This window comes from Flavobacterium sp. (genome assembly GCF_027531705.1).
GTDB lineage: Bacteria > Bacteroidota > Bacteroidia > Flavobacteriales > Flavobacteriaceae > Flavobacterium.
Genome location: NZ_JAPZSP010000025.1, coordinates 65,258 through 81,760, shown reverse-complemented (window position 1 = coordinate 81,760; position 16,503 = coordinate 65,258). Strand labels below are relative to the sequence as shown.

16 protein-coding genes are annotated in these 16,503 nt (G+C 33.7%); 10 read left to right on the top strand and 6 right to left on the bottom strand.

Annotated features, from left to right (window positions below):
- Positions 1-405: 405 nt before the first annotated feature.
- Positions 406-1,047: an O-methyltransferase gene (locus O9267_RS10530; protein ID WP_298179091.1), complete on the bottom strand. Its 642-nt coding sequence runs from the start codon at positions 1,045-1,047 to the stop codon at positions 406-408.
- A 310-nt stretch (positions 1,048-1,357) separates the two neighbouring features.
- Between O9267_RS10530 and rlmN the strand changes: the two genes are divergently transcribed.
- On the top strand, positions 1,358-2,395 hold the full coding sequence (gene rlmN / locus O9267_RS10525; protein ID WP_298179089.1) for a 23S rRNA (adenine(2503)-C(2))-methyltransferase RlmN: 1,038 nt from the start codon (positions 1,358-1,360) through the stop codon (positions 2,393-2,395).
- Positions 2,396-2,605: 210 nt separating this feature from the next.
- On the opposite strand, the gene O9267_RS10520 is transcribed toward rlmN, so the two are convergent.
- Positions 2,606-3,472 (bottom strand): hypothetical protein, encoded by an 867-nt coding sequence (locus tag O9267_RS10520; protein WP_298179088.1) that lies wholly within the window; start codon positions 3,470-3,472, stop codon positions 2,606-2,608.
- Between the two features lie 884 nt (positions 3,473-4,356).
- Here O9267_RS10520 and O9267_RS10515 point away from each other — a divergent pair.
- From O9267_RS10515 to dnaG, 7 genes are all read left to right on the top strand, one after another.
- A complete protein-coding gene (locus O9267_RS10515) occupies positions 4,357-5,334 on the top strand; it encodes a polyprenyl synthetase family protein (protein WP_298179086.1) in 978 nt (325 codons plus the stop codon).
- Between the two features lie 170 nt (positions 5,335-5,504).
- Positions 5,505-6,167, top strand: coding sequence for a DUF4395 domain-containing protein (locus O9267_RS10510; protein ID WP_298179084.1), 663 nt, complete (start codon positions 5,505-5,507; stop codon positions 6,165-6,167).
- 140 nt (positions 6,168-6,307) lie between these two features.
- Entirely contained in the window at positions 6,308-6,868 is a 561-nt protein-coding gene (locus O9267_RS10505; protein ID WP_298179081.1) for an RNA polymerase sigma factor, read from the top strand.
- Positions 6,855-7,652, top strand: a complete 798-nt coding sequence (locus O9267_RS10500; protein WP_298179079.1) for a hypothetical protein — start codon at positions 6,855-6,857, stop codon at positions 7,650-7,652. Before O9267_RS10505 ends, O9267_RS10500 begins: the two co-directional genes overlap by 14 nt.
- 155 nt (positions 7,653-7,807) lie before the next feature.
- Complete coding sequence (locus O9267_RS10495) at positions 7,808-8,866, top strand: hypothetical protein (RefSeq protein ID WP_298179076.1); 1,059 nt, start codon at positions 7,808-7,810, stop codon at positions 8,864-8,866.
- A gap of 97 nt (positions 8,867-8,963) precedes the next feature.
- Positions 8,964-9,551 carry a Uma2 family endonuclease gene (locus tag O9267_RS10490; protein WP_298179073.1) on the top strand — a complete coding sequence of 196 codons (588 nt, stop codon included), beginning with the start codon at positions 8,964-8,966 and terminating at the stop codon, positions 9,549-9,551.
- A 138-nt stretch (positions 9,552-9,689) separates the two neighbouring features.
- Positions 9,690-11,690 (top strand): DNA primase, encoded by a 2,001-nt coding sequence (gene dnaG, locus O9267_RS10485; RefSeq protein ID WP_298179071.1) that lies wholly within the window; start codon positions 9,690-9,692, stop codon positions 11,688-11,690.
- Here dnaG and O9267_RS10480 read toward each other — a convergent pair.
- Both O9267_RS10480 and nadE read right to left on the bottom strand, forming a co-directional pair.
- Positions 11,676-12,305 (bottom strand): response regulator transcription factor, encoded by a 630-nt coding sequence (locus O9267_RS10480; protein ID WP_298179068.1) that lies wholly within the window; start codon positions 12,303-12,305, stop codon positions 11,676-11,678. The genes dnaG and O9267_RS10480 overlap by 15 nt on opposite strands.
- Positions 12,306-12,399: 94 nt before the next feature.
- Complete coding sequence (gene nadE / locus O9267_RS10475) at positions 12,400-13,200, bottom strand: NAD(+) synthase (protein ID WP_298179065.1); 801 nt, start codon at positions 13,198-13,200, stop codon at positions 12,400-12,402.
- Between the two features lie 255 nt (positions 13,201-13,455).
- Between nadE and gldB the strand changes: the two genes are divergently transcribed.
- Positions 13,456-14,415: a gliding motility lipoprotein GldB gene (gene gldB, locus O9267_RS10470; protein WP_298179062.1), complete on the top strand. Its 960-nt coding sequence runs from the start codon at positions 13,456-13,458 to the stop codon at positions 14,413-14,415.
- A gap of 74 nt (positions 14,416-14,489) precedes the next feature.
- Complete coding sequence (gene gldC / locus O9267_RS10465; protein WP_298179059.1) at positions 14,490-14,813, top strand: gliding motility protein GldC; 324 nt, start codon at positions 14,490-14,492, stop codon at positions 14,811-14,813.
- Here the strand turns inward: gldC and yihA are convergent, their stop codons facing one another.
- Positions 14,814-15,434, bottom strand: coding sequence for a ribosome biogenesis GTP-binding protein YihA/YsxC (gene yihA / locus O9267_RS10460; protein WP_298179056.1), 621 nt, complete (start codon positions 15,432-15,434; stop codon positions 14,814-14,816).
- Between the two features lie 26 nt (positions 15,435-15,460).
- Entirely contained in the window at positions 15,461-16,234 is a 774-nt protein-coding gene (locus O9267_RS10455) for an alpha/beta hydrolase (protein WP_298179053.1), read from the bottom strand.
- Positions 16,235-16,503: the final 269 nt, after the last annotated feature.

Genomic DNA, 16,503 nt, shown 5'->3' with positions numbered 1-16,503 from the left:
CTTGTAATTTTAGACCTGACAGGTTTTTAAAACCTGTCAGGTCTTTTGACGATAAGAATTCATCAATCTACCACTACCGTCAATTCGAGTGGTTTTTGTGTAATTGCGCCAGCTATTACACTAAAATTGTATCGAGAACTTAGAAGCAATAAATCATAAAGAGTTCTCAAATTTCTTCAACCTGCCTGTCGGCAGACAGGTCCGTGCTCCAAAAAAATCCGTGCAAATCCGCGTTTGCGAAGCATCCGTTTCATCCGCGTTCCCATCCCAATCGCAGCGCCAAAAACTATGTAACCCATCCCAAGCGCAGCGCCTAGAAATAGAACTATAAAAACTATGTTTCTATGTGGTTAAAAAAAGCCTTCGTGTCCTTCGCGCCTTCTTCGTGTCCCTCGTGGTTAAGCCCTACAAAACCCTACTAACCGTCAACCCATCCCGAATAGGCAACAAAACCGTTTCCACTCTCGCATCCGTATTCAATAGCGTATTATACTCAAGCAAGATAGTAGTCGAAACATCATTCGGATTTACTTCTTCCACAACTTTTCCACTCCATAAAACATTATCCGAAAGAATAATACCACCCTTATTCATTTTGGGAACAATCAGATGAAAATAATTAATATAATTCTCCTTATCGGCATCAATAAAAACCAAATCAAACGTAGTATCAATAGCTGGAATAATATCTAAAGCCTCACCCAAATGTTGCACAATCTGTGAACCCCAAGGCGACTTATCAAAATACTTTCTTTGAAAATCAATCAATTCCTCCTTAATATCAATAGTATGCAAAACACCATTTTCTTGCATACCTTCACACAAACACAAAGCCGAATAACCCGTATAAGTACCAATTTCAAGAATAGTCACAGGACGAATCAACTTAGAAAGCATACTCAAAACACGCCCTTGAAAATGCCCACTCAACATACGTGGTAACAATATCTTTTGATACGTTTCCTTATTCAATTGCGCCAAAAGCTCAGGCTCTTTTTGTGAGTGTTTCTCAATATAATGTTCTAAATCGTCGGAAAGAAAATGCATAATAATAAATTTAAGAAGCAAAAGTACAAAGAACAAATAACAAAAGGAAAATCCCAAAAAGCAAATAACAAATTCCAAAAACGAATACATCAAGCTACCACAGCCGTCACTTCGAGTTTCCGCCGCGGCGGATGTATCGAGAGCTTTGAAGCAATAAAAAGATTATCAAAATTTTTCTAATTTCTTAAACCCTCCTGTCGGCAGACAGGTCTGTGTTCCAAAAAACCTTTGTGACCTTGGTGCCTTCTTCGTGCTCTTTGTGGTTAGACCGCAAGTCACACAACTTCCAAAAAATAACTATCTTTGCCCCATGATGGAGAAAAAAGACATTCGAAGCCTCACTAAAGAACAACTCAGAGACTTTTTTGTAGCCAATGGAGACAAAGCCTTTAGAGGCAATCAGGTATATGAATGGTTGTGGAGCAAAGGCGCACATAAATTTGAAGACATGACCAACGTCTCCAAAGAAACCCGTGCTATGCTCGAAGCTAATTTTGTCATCAATCACATCAAAGTTGATACCATGCAGCGTAGTGACGACGGAACCGTAAAAAATGCCGTAAGACTTCACGATGGTTTAGTTGTTGAAAGCGTTCTAATTCCAACAGAAACCCGAACAACCGCCTGCGTTTCTTCACAAGTAGGTTGCAGTTTAGATTGTAATTTCTGTGCAACAGCGCGCCTCAAAAGAATGCGCAACCTTGAACCAGCCGAAATTTATGATCAAGTAGTGGCAATCGATAAAGAAAGTCGTTTATATTACAACCATCCGTTGTCCAACATCGTTTTTATGGGAATGGGTGAACCACTTATGAATTACCCCAACGTAATGAAAGCCATCGACATGATAACCTCCAACGAAGGATTAGGTATGTCACCCAAAAGAATCACAGTTTCCACATCGGGAATTCCGAAGATGATTAAGAAAATGGCAGACGATGAGGTAAAAGTCAAATTAGCCGTTTCGCTACATTCTGCAATAGATGAGGTTCGTAATAGAATTATGCCGTTTACTGTCAACTTTCCACTAAAAGATTTAAGAGAAAGCTTGGACTATTGGTATAGAAAAACCAAAAGCAAAATTACCTACGAATATGTTGTATGGAAAGGAATCAATGACAACAAAGAAGCCGTTGATGCTCTAGTAAAATTCTGCAAATACGTTCCCTGCAAAGTCAATCTAATAGAATACAATCCAATAGACGACGGTGAATTCCAACAAGCATCCGACGAAGCCATCAATTTATACATAACTGAATTATCCAAACACGATATAGTAGCCAAAGTCCGCCGAAGCAGAGGAAAAGACATAGACGCTGCTTGTGGTCAACTAGCCAACAAATCATAAAAGGGACGAGGTACGAAATACGAGGTACGAAGTGGTGATATGATGAATAGATGAAGTAAAAAGATTATAAAGATTTCTCTAATTTCTTTAATCTGTGTTCCAAAAAACCTTCGCGCCCTTCGTGCCTTCTTCGTGTCCTTTGTGGTTAAAAACCAAACAAAAAAAGGCCCCAAAAAACTGGAACCTTTCTTCTGAAAATAAAAATCAATATTAATTACCAAATGTAATTTGATAGGCGACACCATTTAAAGTAAAAGTAGCAAGATTATCACAAGTACCATCACCATAATCTAGTGTGGCAACATTATTATTTCTAGTAATAGTTATAACACCAGACACAAGCAACGGTTTATTAACCGACATACAGCTCATCTTTACATTAAGAGGCGTTGTAATAGTGCTCGTTTGAACTGTTGTGTTAGGAAAAGTTGTAGTCCAACTTCCAGTAATTTTATAGATATTATCAATTAAAACGGCTGGAGTATTCATACCCTCTATAATCTCTCTAACTCTAGTTCCCACTCTTGTATAAACATTTCCGTTAGGGAAAGTAGCATTCAAGTCCATATTCATTGTTACAATAGGATGCCCATCAACTGCAGCGCTCATGGTTCTTGAAAAAGTTTTAGTTCCGTCAAACTTGATAGCATTATGATAGAAATTTACAAACTGATAAGTGATAGTATGAGTAGTAGCATTTGGTAAATAAGGAATGGTAATTATGATAACACCTTTAAGTACATTCCTATTTGGCATTTCGCAACCAGTAGTGCCAAAATTAATAGTTTTAACAATATTCTGACCAACAGCAGGAACACCTGTTTCTGGAACTCTAGTCACTACTGCACAAGCAGGCAAAAATTGTACGGCAGATGTTGTACCTCTGCCAACAATGCCATCATCTACGGTAAGTTGTTCTTCCACAATATTTGACACATCATCACTAGCAATGTCAATTTTTGCATTTAATTGCATTTCCTCCGATGTGATAGTTCCTCTATCTTCATAGTCATCTCTGTTACAGCTAAAAAAAGTAATAGCTAAAGCTAATCCTAAAATAAATTGAGTAGTTTTCATATTCTATATTTTTTTACGGTTTAATAATAAGACAATTACAACTCAAAAAGGTTTAATTGAAAATTATTTTTTTTGATAAAAGTTTAAAACGCATCAGGAACTTTAAGATAATAGTGTCAGTTTTCCATAGGTTCTCGATACAATTTTACATTTCAAAAACTAGTGTTTTCGAAACATAAAATCACTCGAAGTGACGATAGGAAAAAGAACGAGTATAGTTTTTCTAGGGCTTATAGATTTATATTTCTTAAAAGCAAGTCATATCAAATTATTACTACCGTCACTTCGAGTGTTTTATAAAATGCGCTAGCTTTTTATAAAATGTATCGAGAACTTAGAAACAAAAACCAGTTTTCCATAGGTTCTCGATACAATTTTACATTTCAAAAACTAGCGTTTTCGAAACACAAAATTACTCGAAGTGACGATTGGGGAAATTACAAGTTTAGTTCTTATAGGACCTATAGGTTTATTTTCTTAAAAAAACGAATTCGTCAACCCAAAACTAACGTCACTTCGATTGGTTTTTGTGTAATTGCGCCAGCTATTATACAAAAATTGTATCGAGAACTTAGAAGCAATAAATTATAAAGATTTCTCTAATTTCTTCAATCAGTACTCCAAAAAAAATCAGTGTAAACCCGCGTTTGCGAAGCATCCGTTTCATCCGCGTTCTATCAAACCTTTGCGAACTTTGTGCCTTCTTCGTGCTCTTTGTGGTTAAAGCTTCAAGCAAAGCGCCAAAAAATAGAACTATATTTCTATGTGGTTTTAAAAGAAAGAACCGTTTCATCGGCGAGTTAATTTTTTTATATTGTCTAAAAGTTAAGTTTACTATAACAACATCATTTGTAAATACAAAATCCTTATTTTTGCTTTCAATAATGAATATAACTTCGCAAATAAAACAACCCATTAATGTAGAGATGGAACTTTTCGAGAAGAAGTTCTTCGAATCCATGTCCTCCAAAGTGGCGTTGCTTAACAGAATTACCTATTATATTGTAAATCGTAAGGGAAAACAAATGCGACCAATGTTCGTGTTTCTAACCGCCAAAATGATTTCAGGTGGAACTGTAAACGAACGAACCTATCGAGGTGCTTCGGTTATTGAGTTAATTCATACCGCTACTTTAGTTCACGATGATGTGGTTGATGATAGTAACAGAAGAAGAGGTTTTTTCTCTATAAATGCTCTTTGGAAAAATAAAATTGCCGTACTTGTTGGAGATTATTTACTTTCAAAAGGATTGTTGCTTTCAATAGACAACGGCGATTTTGACTTACTTAGAATCATTTCAGTAGCGGTACGTGAAATGAGTGAAGGCGAATTACTTCAAATAGAAAAAGCACGAAGATTAGATATTGATGAATCGGTTTACTACGAAATCATCCGCCAAAAAACAGCCACACTTATTGCCGCTTGTTGTGCACTTGGAGCCAAATCTGTTTCGGAAGATGAAGTACAAGTTGAAACCATGCGAAAGTTTGGTGAACTCATCGGAATGGCGTTTCAGATAAAAGATGATTTATTCGACTACACCGACGATGCTATAGGGAAACCAACAGGAATTGACATCAAAGAGCAAAAGATGACGTTGCCACTGATTTATGCATTAAATAATTGTACTTCAAAAGAAAAGAGTTGGTGCATCAATTCTATCAAAAATCATAACAAAGACAAAAAGCGAGTGAAAGAAGTAATCCAATTTGTAAAAGACAAAAACGGATTATCCTACGCCGAAGAAAAAATGGTGCAATTCCAACAAGAAGCACTAGCGCTTATTCAAAACTTTCCCAACTCCGAATATAAAGAAAGCTTAACCTTGATGGTTAACTATGTAATTGAAAGAAAGAAATAAACAATGTCAAAGTCAATATCAATTGCAATGTCAAAAATGAAGTTGTTTTGATTTGATATTGGAATTTGGAATTTATTTTTTTGGAATTTTAAAATTCACATGCAACCTTTTTACAACCAAAAGCGTCTATGCTAATAGAACCATCATCAATCAATTAAATCTATAGCATTATGAACAAAGTAATACAGTTTGGAGAAGAAGTAGAAGGATACAACATTCGAGTTTTGAACGAAAGAGAAATTAGAGCAGCAGCTGGTATGTTGTTTTTTGCCGTTTTTCTTTCCTTAATGTTTATTCTATTTGAAGGAAATTTTGTGCCAGTAAAATATGTGTTAACCGTTTTCTTAACCGATTTTATCATTAGAATTTTCATCAATCCGAAGTTTGCACCAACGCTAATAGTAGCAAGACTTATTGTTAGAAACCAAAACCCTGAATATGTTGGCGCACAACAAAAAAAAGTCGCATGGCTAATTGGTCTTGTGCTTTCGGCAACTATGTTCGTGTTACTGGTAATTGTAAACGCATACGGTATAATAACGGGATTAGTTTGTTTAGTCTGTCTTATATTTATGTTTTTTGAAACAGCATTTGGCATTTGCATAGGCTGTAAACTATACGGACTTTTTTATAAAGATAAAGCACAATATTGTCCAGGTGAAATATGCGATGTTAAAACAAAAGCCGAAATTCAAAAGACATCAATAGTTCAAATTGCAATTGTATTGATATTTGTCGCATTTTTGTTAACAATAGCGCAATTTTTTGATACAAAGTTTCACGAAAAACCGTATGATCTGTTTGGAAAACAAACTGTTGAGAAAATAAAATAAAAAATTTTTAATCATCATGCAACCATTTTGCAACGAGAATCGTCTATGTAAATAGAAGTCTAATTCAATATCAAAAATCAATTGCAATAGCAATGACAAATATTGAGTTTGAAATTGAATTTTGAAATTGCCTTTGAACAATGAAAGTAATCAACTTACATCAAGAAGAAAAAGAACTAATCGAGTTGGCTGTCGAGAACAATCGTCATGCGCAACATCAGATTTATTCAAAATTTTCTCCAAAAATGTTAAGTGTTTGCCGACAATATATAAAAGATTTACAACAAGCAGAAGATGTAATGATTACGGCCTTTATGAAAGTGTTTACCAACTTAAAGCATTTTGAACACAAAGGCAGTTTTGAAGGTTGGATTAGACGAATCATGATAAACGAATGTATATCGTATATAAGAGTTCAGAAAAAAGTTAAGTTCATTGAAGATGAGAATTATTACGAGGAAAGTTTCAACAATATAGAAAGTAAATTCTCGGTTGATGACATTCAGTTTCTCATAGATAGTTTGCCCGATGGTTATAGAATGGTTTTTAATCTCTACGCAATTGAAGGTTACAAACACCAAGAAATAGCCGAATTACTCGGAATAAACGAAGGAACATCCAAATCGCAATTATCACATGCACGCAAAATGTTGCAAACCAACATTACCAAATTAAAAAATTACAACAATGGCACCGAATAAAGTAGAAAATCAAATAAAAGAGCAACTAAACGCTCGAGAAATCCAACCAACCGAAATGGCTTGGGATAGATTAGACTCGATGCTATCAGTGGCCGAAGCAAAGAGTGCAAAACGTTCCCCTTTTTTCTCATTCCGATTCATTGGAATTGCAGCAAGTTTTTTGGTTTTTCTTTCTATTGGAATACTTTATTTCAATCAAAAAAGCACAGAAATTAAACCCGAAAACAATGTGGTGGTTACTGAAAAGGAGAGCAATATCAATGGCAATGACAATAGCAATGACAATGGCAATATCAATGGCAATGACAATAGCAATGACAATGAAGAAAATGTAAATGGCATCAAGGTAGAAAGTCAAGTTGCTCAAGCCACCAACAATGAACCATCAACAATAAGCAATGAACCACAAACAGTAAATAACAAATCATCAAAAGGTTTCAATCAAAATCAAAAAACACCAATCAACTCAATCAACAACAAAGAAAAAATTATTCCATTTAAAAGTTCTGAAGCAGTGGCTCAAAACGAACAACCAAAACAAGTTACTCAAGAAAAAGTGGTCAATCCAAAACCAACTTATGTAAACGTAGACGATTTATTAGCATCGGTAGAAAAGCAACCAAAAACAAACACTAAAGTTGCAGCCATAAAAGTAGATGCCAATAGTTTGCTAACAGAAGTAGATGGAGAATTAGAACAAACATTCAGAGAAAAAGTAATTTCCAGAATTGGCAAAAGCTATCAAAATGCCAAATCAGCATTAGCCAATAGAAATCAGGAATAATAATTTCAATGTCAATTTCAATGTCAATCACAATTTCAATATCAATGTCAATTTCAATATCAAAGTTTAAGATTTCTCAAATTTCTTAAACCTGAGTTCCAAAAAAAGTAGAATCAAAATTCAATCATCAATAATCATTTAAAAATCAAAACATTATGTACAAAATTATCACTTACGTAGTTATCTCATTGTTTTTGTTTGTTTCAAAAGCAATCGCACAAGACACTTTTGAAGTTAGAGCCAAAAAAGTAGCCGATAAAATCGAATCGGTAACCAAAGAAGAAAAAGAAGCACTAAAAAAAGAAGTAGAAGAAGTTAATGTTCAGCTCGAAAATGGTTCAATTACCAAAGAACAAGCTGACGAAAAGAAGAAAAAGTTAGCCGAGGCCAGAGCCGTAATTATAGGAAATAAAGTAGATGCAGCCTATGACGAACTAAAAGTTTTGGTACAAGACAAAGTTGAAAATAGAAACATGGAAACGCCACAAGACAGTGTCAAAGTTGCTATTGGTAACAAAATTATTATTAAGTTTGAAAAAGACAGTTTAAAATTTAAAAAAGAAGACGTTGGAGAAAAAAGAACGACTTCACAATTTGTCTTCGCAATGGGATTGAACAATCTTGCTACCGATGGCGATTTTGAAAATTCGGATTACCGTTTCTTAGGTTCGCATTTTTACGAATGGGGAATGTCCTATAACACCCGAATTGCCAAAGAAAGTAATTTACTGCATTTCAAATATGGTTGGTCAGTAATGTATAACAATTTGCGTCCGACTGAAAACCGTTTTTTTCTTAAAGATGGTGACAAAACAACTTTAGAAAAAAGCCCATACGATTTAGACGAATCAAGGTTTAGAAACGTATATTTAGTAGCGCCTTTGCATTTAGAATTTGACTTTTCTGGCAAAAAACAAAAAGACGGAAAACCTTATTTCAAAACACACGAAAGTTTCCGTTTCGGATTAGGTGGTTACGGAGGAATTCGCCTAAAAACTAAGCAAATTCTAAAATATGAAGACGAGTTTGGTGACGATGTAAAACAAAAAACCAAAAAAGATTATAATGTAAGCAATTTCATTTATGGAGTAAGTGCTTACATTGGATACAAAGAAACTAGTTTGTATGTAAAATATGATTTGAATCCTTTATTTCAAGATAATTTGGTGAAACAAAACAATGTTTCATTGGGAGTTCGCTGGGATTTTAATTAAAAAATTGAGTTAGATTTGTTTTTAACCCTTTCAGTTTTTTAAATTCTGAAAGGGTTTTGTTTAGAAAATAATTCTTAATTTTGAAAAAAATAAAGTTATGATTACCAATATTAATGACTTAGATTTAGAAAAAACCTATTCTTATGCCGATTATCTTACCTGGAAATTTCAGGAAAGATTAGAGCTAATAAGAGGAAAAATTTTCAAGATGAGTCCAGCACCAAGCACTTTTCATCAAAAAATTGCTAGTAACTTGCATGGGCTTTTATGGTATGAATACAAAAATCATTCTTGCAAATTATTTTCCGCACCATTTGATGTTAGATTAGTTGATAAAAAAAAATCTACCGCCGATAAAGAGGTTTTTACAGTTGTACAACCTGATTTGTGTGTGTTTTGTGATGAAGATAAATTAGACGAAAGAGGTGCTATTGGTGCGCCAGACTTAGTAATCGAAATTTTGTCTCCAGGAAATTCTTCAAAAGAAATGAAATATAAATATGATTTGTATCAAGAAGCAGGCGTATTAGAATATTGGATTGTAAATCCTGCTGATAAAACATTATTTATTTACGCACTAGAAAACGGAATTTTTATTGGTAAACATCCTCTTATTGAAGAAGATACAATTCAAAGCCCACTTTTTCCTCAACTAGATTTTGTTCTCGAGGAAATTTTCAAATAACATTAAATTTATACCTAATAAGCCTGCGAGACTTTCTGTTTTTGTAGGCTTTTTTTATTTTTTAATTATGTATTTTTACAAACTTAAAAATTTAGAAGTAGTAAAATAAACTAGTAAACTCTAAACTTTTTTAAAAAATTGATATCAAGAGAAACCATAGACAAAGTTTTTGAAGCGGCTCGAGTAGAAGAAGTCATTGGCGATTTTGTACAATTAAAACGCGCTGGAAGTAACTTCAAAGGGCTAAGTCCATTTTCTGATGAGCGTTCACCATCGTTCATGGTTTCGCCAGTAAAGCAAATTTGGAAAGATTTTAGTTCTGGAAAAGGCGGAAATTCAGTGGCTTTCTTGATGGAGCACGAGCATTTTACCTATCCAGAAGCCATTCGTTATTTGGCCAAAAAATACAATATCGAAATAGAAGAAACCGAGTTAACCGACGAAGAAAAGGCAAATACAGATGCAAGAGAAAGTTTATACCTGGTTTCAGAATTTGCCAAAAACTATTTTCAAGATACACTACATAACACAGAACAAGGAAAAGCCATTGGACTTTCGTATTTCAAAGAAAGAGGTTTTACAACCGAAACGATTAAGAAATTTGGGTTAGGTTATTCACCCGAAGTTTGGGATGCTTTTTCCAAAGAAGCATTAGGCAAAGGCTACAAATTAGAATTCCTAGAAAGCACAGGATTAACAATTGTAAGAGAAGACAAAAGCGTTTTGGACCGTTTTAGAGGGCGTGTAATGTTTCCAATCCAATCCATGTCGGGACGCGTTTTAGGCTTTGGTGGAAGAATTTTAACGCAAGATAAAAAAGCAGCCAAATACCTCAATTCACCTGAAAGTGATTTGTATCACAAGAGTAAAGTTCTCTACGGAATTTTTCATGCCAAACAAGCAATTGCGAAGCAAAACAATTGTTATTTGGTCGAAGGTTATACCGATGTAATTCAATTTAACCAAGCCGGAATTGAAAATGTGGTGGCTTCGTCTGGAACGGCTTTGACACCTGAACAAATCAGGTTGATTAATCGTTTGACCAAAAATATAACAGTGCTGTATGATGGTGATGCAGCCGGACTTAGAGCTTCCATTCGTGGAATCGATTTGATTTTGGAAGAAGGCATGAACGTTCGTGTATGTACTTTTCCTGAAGGTGAAGATCCAGATAGTTTTGCCAAAAAAGCCACGCACGAAGAATTGATTAAATATTTGGATGAAAATGCCAAGGATTTTATTCAGTTCAAAGCATCACTTTTGATGGATGAAGCTAAGAACGATCCTATCAAAAAAGCCGATTTGATTAGAGATATGGTAGTTAGTATTTCTAAAATAAAAGACAGAATTCAACGTGAAATCTATATTCAGGAATGTTCTCGAATCATGGACATTTCAGAGCAAGTGTTACTAAACACCTTGGCGCAATTAGTTCAAAAAGATATTTCTGAAGCTGGAAAAAAACTCAAACAAGACCAAAAATCTTTTGAAGTTGTAAAAAATGAAGAAACAATTTCAACCGAAAAAATAGATGTTCTAAATTTACTTGAAAAAAAAATATTAGAAATTTTACTTATCTATGGGAATATTGAAATAGAATTTGAAAATGTTTTTATCAAATATGAAGACGAAAAAGAAGTTCAAGTAACAGAGAAAGTTATATCTAAAATTTTCAATCGTATTTATTTAAATCTTCAAGAAGACGAAATTCAATTTGCCAATCCAATTTTTAAAGACATATATGACGATTTAATTGCTAACTATTTAAATAATGACATTTTTGATAGTGAAAATTATTTAAACAACCTGAAGCCAGAGTTTTTACCTGTTGTTACTGATATTTATATGGATGATGAAAAGCACCAACTTCATGGCTGGTTAGAAAAAAAACAGGTGTTTGTGAAAGATAAATTTAATTCAGAAGTATTAAAGTCATTAGTTGTTGATGTAATAATCTCATATAGAGAATATCTAATCAATAAACTTAACTCTGAGCAAATGATAGAAATATTAAAACCAGAAATTGAAGATAAAACAGAAATTTTATCTTCAATTAATGATTATAACAAGTTGAAAGTTGTGATTTCTAGAAGTATAGGGCGTATTCGACCTTCTTCATTTTTACTAAACGATTTCTAACGTCTTAGCTTTGTTTACCAAGTCAACAAGATTAGTTACATTTAATTTTTGCAACAATCTTAGTTTGTAGGTACTAATTGTCTTTTCGTTCAAAGTTAAGATTTGTGCAATCTCATTGTTTTTCTTACCATCACTTAGGTAACGAAGCACTTCAATTTCTCTGTTAGAAAGTTTACGGTACAAACGCTCTGATTTGTTTTGTTTTGCAATGGCAGCCAAGTTTTTCTTTAGCGTCTCATTCATTACAATACTACCTTGACTAACACGCATAATAGCATTTCCTAAACCTTCTAATTTTGAAGTTTTATGTACATAACCAGAAACTCCTGCTTTTATAGCGTTTGGAGCATATAGCTGTTCTGCATAATTACTAAAAATTAGTATTTTAGTTTTTGGGAAATTTTTTATGAGTGCTTTTACTTCATAAATACTTGATAATCCATCTAAATCTAAGTCAAGTATTAAAATATCAATCTCTTTGTCTGATAAAACATCCTTTACCATCGAAAAATTACCAACATTAGCCACAATGCTAATGCTTGAATGATCTTTGAAATAAGATTTTATTCCAAAATGGACAACAGGGTAATTGTCCGCCAAACATACTTTTATCATAATATCAATTTTAAAAAATTGTTAGCTACAAATTTAATTAAATGTAAAATTAATCAAAAAAAATTACATTTTAAAAATTAACACTAACTTTCGTTTATTTTTTTTCTATAACACAAACAGGTATCGGGTTCATTTTGTGCTTATTAGATTTATTTAATCGTGTGTAAATTTCAAAAACTTGAGCCTCTCTATCAGAAAAATCTGTAGTATTTTTCTCTTTTTCAGCTTCTAACATAGCCCATTCCAATTCGTCATAACTGGCACCTAATTGATCTTCATCGGTTCTATCATCGCCAAAAAGTCCATCGGTTGGCGCAGCATTCAAAATTGATTCTGGAATCTTCAAATAACGACCTAATTCATATACTTCCGACTTCATCAAATCGGCTATCGGACTCAAATCTACGCCGCCATCACCATATTTGGTATAAAACCCTACGCCAAAATCTTCTACTTTATTTCCAGTACCAGCTACTAGCAATCCATATATTCCAGCATAATAATATAATGTAGTCATTCGCAAACGCGCTCTAGTATTGGCTAAAGACAAATTCACTTTATCAATCGATGCATCATTGGGAACTTCTTTCTTGAAAGTTTCAAAAACTTCAGTCAAATCTGCCGATGCATTGCTTACATTCTCAAATCGTTTTTTTAACTGTTCAATATGTTCTCTACCACGACTTACTTGACTTGCTGCTTGATGTATCGGCATTTCAACACACAAAACTTTCATGCCCGTTTGTGCACATAATGTAGAAGTTACTGCCGAGTCAACACCGCCCGAAATTCCAATTACAAAACCGTTCACTTTTGCATTTGTAGCATATTCTTTCAGCCAATTTACTATTTGAGCATTCACTTTTTCAGGATTTATGCCAGTATTTTTTTGCATATTATTTAAGAAAATTAAATTTTGGAAAATGTATATTTGCAAAAATAATATAAATTAACGTAATATCAATATTGTCATCCTGAGCGTAGTCAAAGGGTAAAGCCAATCCAGCTATTCGGTACAATCTTTTCGCCTTATTCTTTTTTTTGCTAAGCACAAAAGGAGCTCCCGTTGGTCGCTCTTTTGCACTAACCAAAAAATAAAAACAAGCCAAAAAGGATTTCCCCTACTATCTGGGCTAAAATAGACCAATCTATGAGAAAAATATTTGTGGTTATTGCAGTAACAATCTTTCTGTTTTCGTGCGAACAAAAATCTAAAGTAGAAAAAGCTGTCGAAGAAATTCCGCTAGAAATAAAAGTAGAACGTTTTGATAAAGCATTCTTCGAAACCGCTCCAGCCGATTTGCCTAAACTTAAACAAAAATATCCTTTTTTCTTTCCAGCAGGAAACGAAGATGCTGTTTGGTTAGAAAAAATGCAACATCCGCAATGGAGAGAATTGTACAAAGAAGTACAAAAAAAATACGGCAATTTCGAAACCGAAACTACTCAAATTGAAGATTTATTCAAACATATCAAATATTATTTTCCAGAAACCAAAACACCCAAAGTAATTACCATCATTTCCGAAATGGATTACCAAAACAAAGCTATATATGCGGATAGTTTAGTGATTGTTTCATTAGAATTATATTTAGGTAAAGACCATAAATTCTACGAATTTCCAGACTACATAAAACAAAATTTCGAGCAAAGTCAAATACTTTCAGACATTGTTTCTAGTTTTGCACCTCGAAAAATTGCGCCGCCAGTAGAAGGAACATTCTTGTCATTTATGCTTTATGCAGGAAAAGAAATGTACTTAAAAGATATTTTACTTCCAGAAGCAACCGACGATGTAAAAATGGGCTATACACCTGAACAAATCAAATTCTGTCAAGAAAACGAAAGTTATATGTGGCGTTTTTTTATAGACAACCAAATGCTATACGACACTGATCAAAAATTAGTACCACGATTTATAAATCCAGCACCGTTTTCTAAATTTTATCTTGAGATAGATAACGATACACCAGGAAGAGTAGGCGCGTGGCTAGGCTGGCAAATAGTGCGTTCGTACATGGAAAACAACAAAACATCCTTGCAAGACATGCTAAAAATGGATGCCAAAACAATATTCGAAAACTCAAAATATAAACCGAAGAAAGAGTAATTAGTGAAGAGTGATTAGTAAATAGTAATTGAGCTCTTCCATCTTCCAACTTCCATCTTCTAACTTAAAAAAAAATGACTTCAGAAATAAAATTCACAATAGATCTAGACGAAAACCGTGTTCCCGAAAAACTATCTTGGACAGCTCAAGATGGCGGTATTGAAAAAGAAGAGGCAAAAGCCATAATGCTTTCTATTTGGGATAGCAAAGCAAAAGAAACCATGCGTATCGATTTATGGACCAAAGACATGCCTGTTGACGAAATGAAGATTTTTTACCACCAAACTTTAGTTGCAATGGCTGATAGTTTCGAGCGTGCCACTGCCGACGAGAAAATGGCAGGAACAATGAGAGATTTTTGTGACTATTTTGCCGAAAAATTGGAATTGAAGAAGTAGTTAAAACTCATTTTCACTCTTAAAAACCTCTTGATTTATTTCGTCAATATAATTCAGTAAAAATTCTTTACCTATACCTTCTGTAGAAGAAGTCACGAAGTATTGTGGCATTTCTTCCCAGTTGTTTTGAATCATTTGTTTTTTGTAGGCTGCAATATGTGAGTCAATTTTGGTTTTACTTATTTTATCGGCTTTGGTGAAAATAATGCAAAAAGGAATTTCACTTTCGCCCATATATTCCATAAACTCTAAGTCAATATTTTGCGCTTCATGACGAATGTCTATTAATACAAAAGCACAAACCAATTGCTCTCTTTTTTCAAAATAATCGGTAATAAATTGCTGAAAAACAGATTTAGTCTTCTTAGAAACTTTAGCATAACCATAACCTGGTAAATCGACCAAAAACCAATTGTTGTTTATCTTAAAGTGATTAATCAACTGTGTTTTTCCTGGTCTTCCAGATGTTTTTGCCAGATTTTTATGATTGGTCAACATATTTATCAATGAAGACTTTCCAACATTAGAACGACCAATAAAAGCATATTCTGGCAAACGTTCTAACGGACATTTGCTAACTTCGGAGTTGCTAATTATAAATTCGGCTGTGTTAATTTTCATTTATTGTGATTGCTATAAAAAGCAACTTATTTTAAGGTTTCACTTTTTTCTACCAACCAGTTTTCCATAACTTTATTAAACTCATCTGGATGTTCCATCATAGCAGCATGACCGCATTTGTCAATCCAATACAAAGACGAATTGGGAAGAAGTTTGTGAAATTCTTCGGCTACTTCTGGTGGTGTAACTTTGTCATTTTTTCCCCAAATAATACAAGTTGGAACATGCATTTTTGGTAAATCTTTAGCCATATTATGACGAATGGCACTTTTGGCAATGGTTAATGTTTTTATCAATTTGATACGGTCATTCGCCATTTCGTATACCTCGTCAACAATTTCTTTTGTAGCAACTTTAGGATCATAAAAAACATCTTCCGCTTTTTTCTGAATGTAATCATAATCACCACGTCTTGGGTAACTATCACCCATAGCACTTTCGTAAAGTCCTGAACTTCCTGTTATTATAAGTCCAAGCATTTTTTCAGGATACATTTTGGTATGGTACAATGCAATATGCCCGCCAAGTGAATTTCCTAACAGAATTACTCTTTCAAATCCTTTATAAGTAATAAAATCTTTTACATATTTTGCAAAAGCTTTTACGTTGGTTTTCAGTATGTTTTGGGTGTAAATTGGCAATTCGGGAATCACCACTTTATATCCTTTTTTTGGAAAATAATCAGCCACACCGCCAAAATTACTTAATCCACCCATCAATCCGTGTAAAATGATGATTGGCGTTCCTTCGCCAGCTTCGTAATATTTATATTTTCCTTCTTTTTTTAATTCGTTTTCCATTATTTCTTTCGGCACTACAGATTTTCACAAATATAAGATTTAATAGTTAAAAAGGAATAGTCAACAGTTTTTTTTAAAATATTTTTTCTCGCTTCTTTTTGTAATTAGTTCACTTTCAATTCAATGATTTTTCGGGTTGTTTTGCTTAAAATCTCTTTCAATTTTCCAATCTTAACAATTTGTTAAATAAGTTTTTATGCCCATTCTTGGCGGTTTTTGAGTGTTTTTGTTTCAAAAGTGGTAAAACTTATCAACAAAGTGGTAGTTTG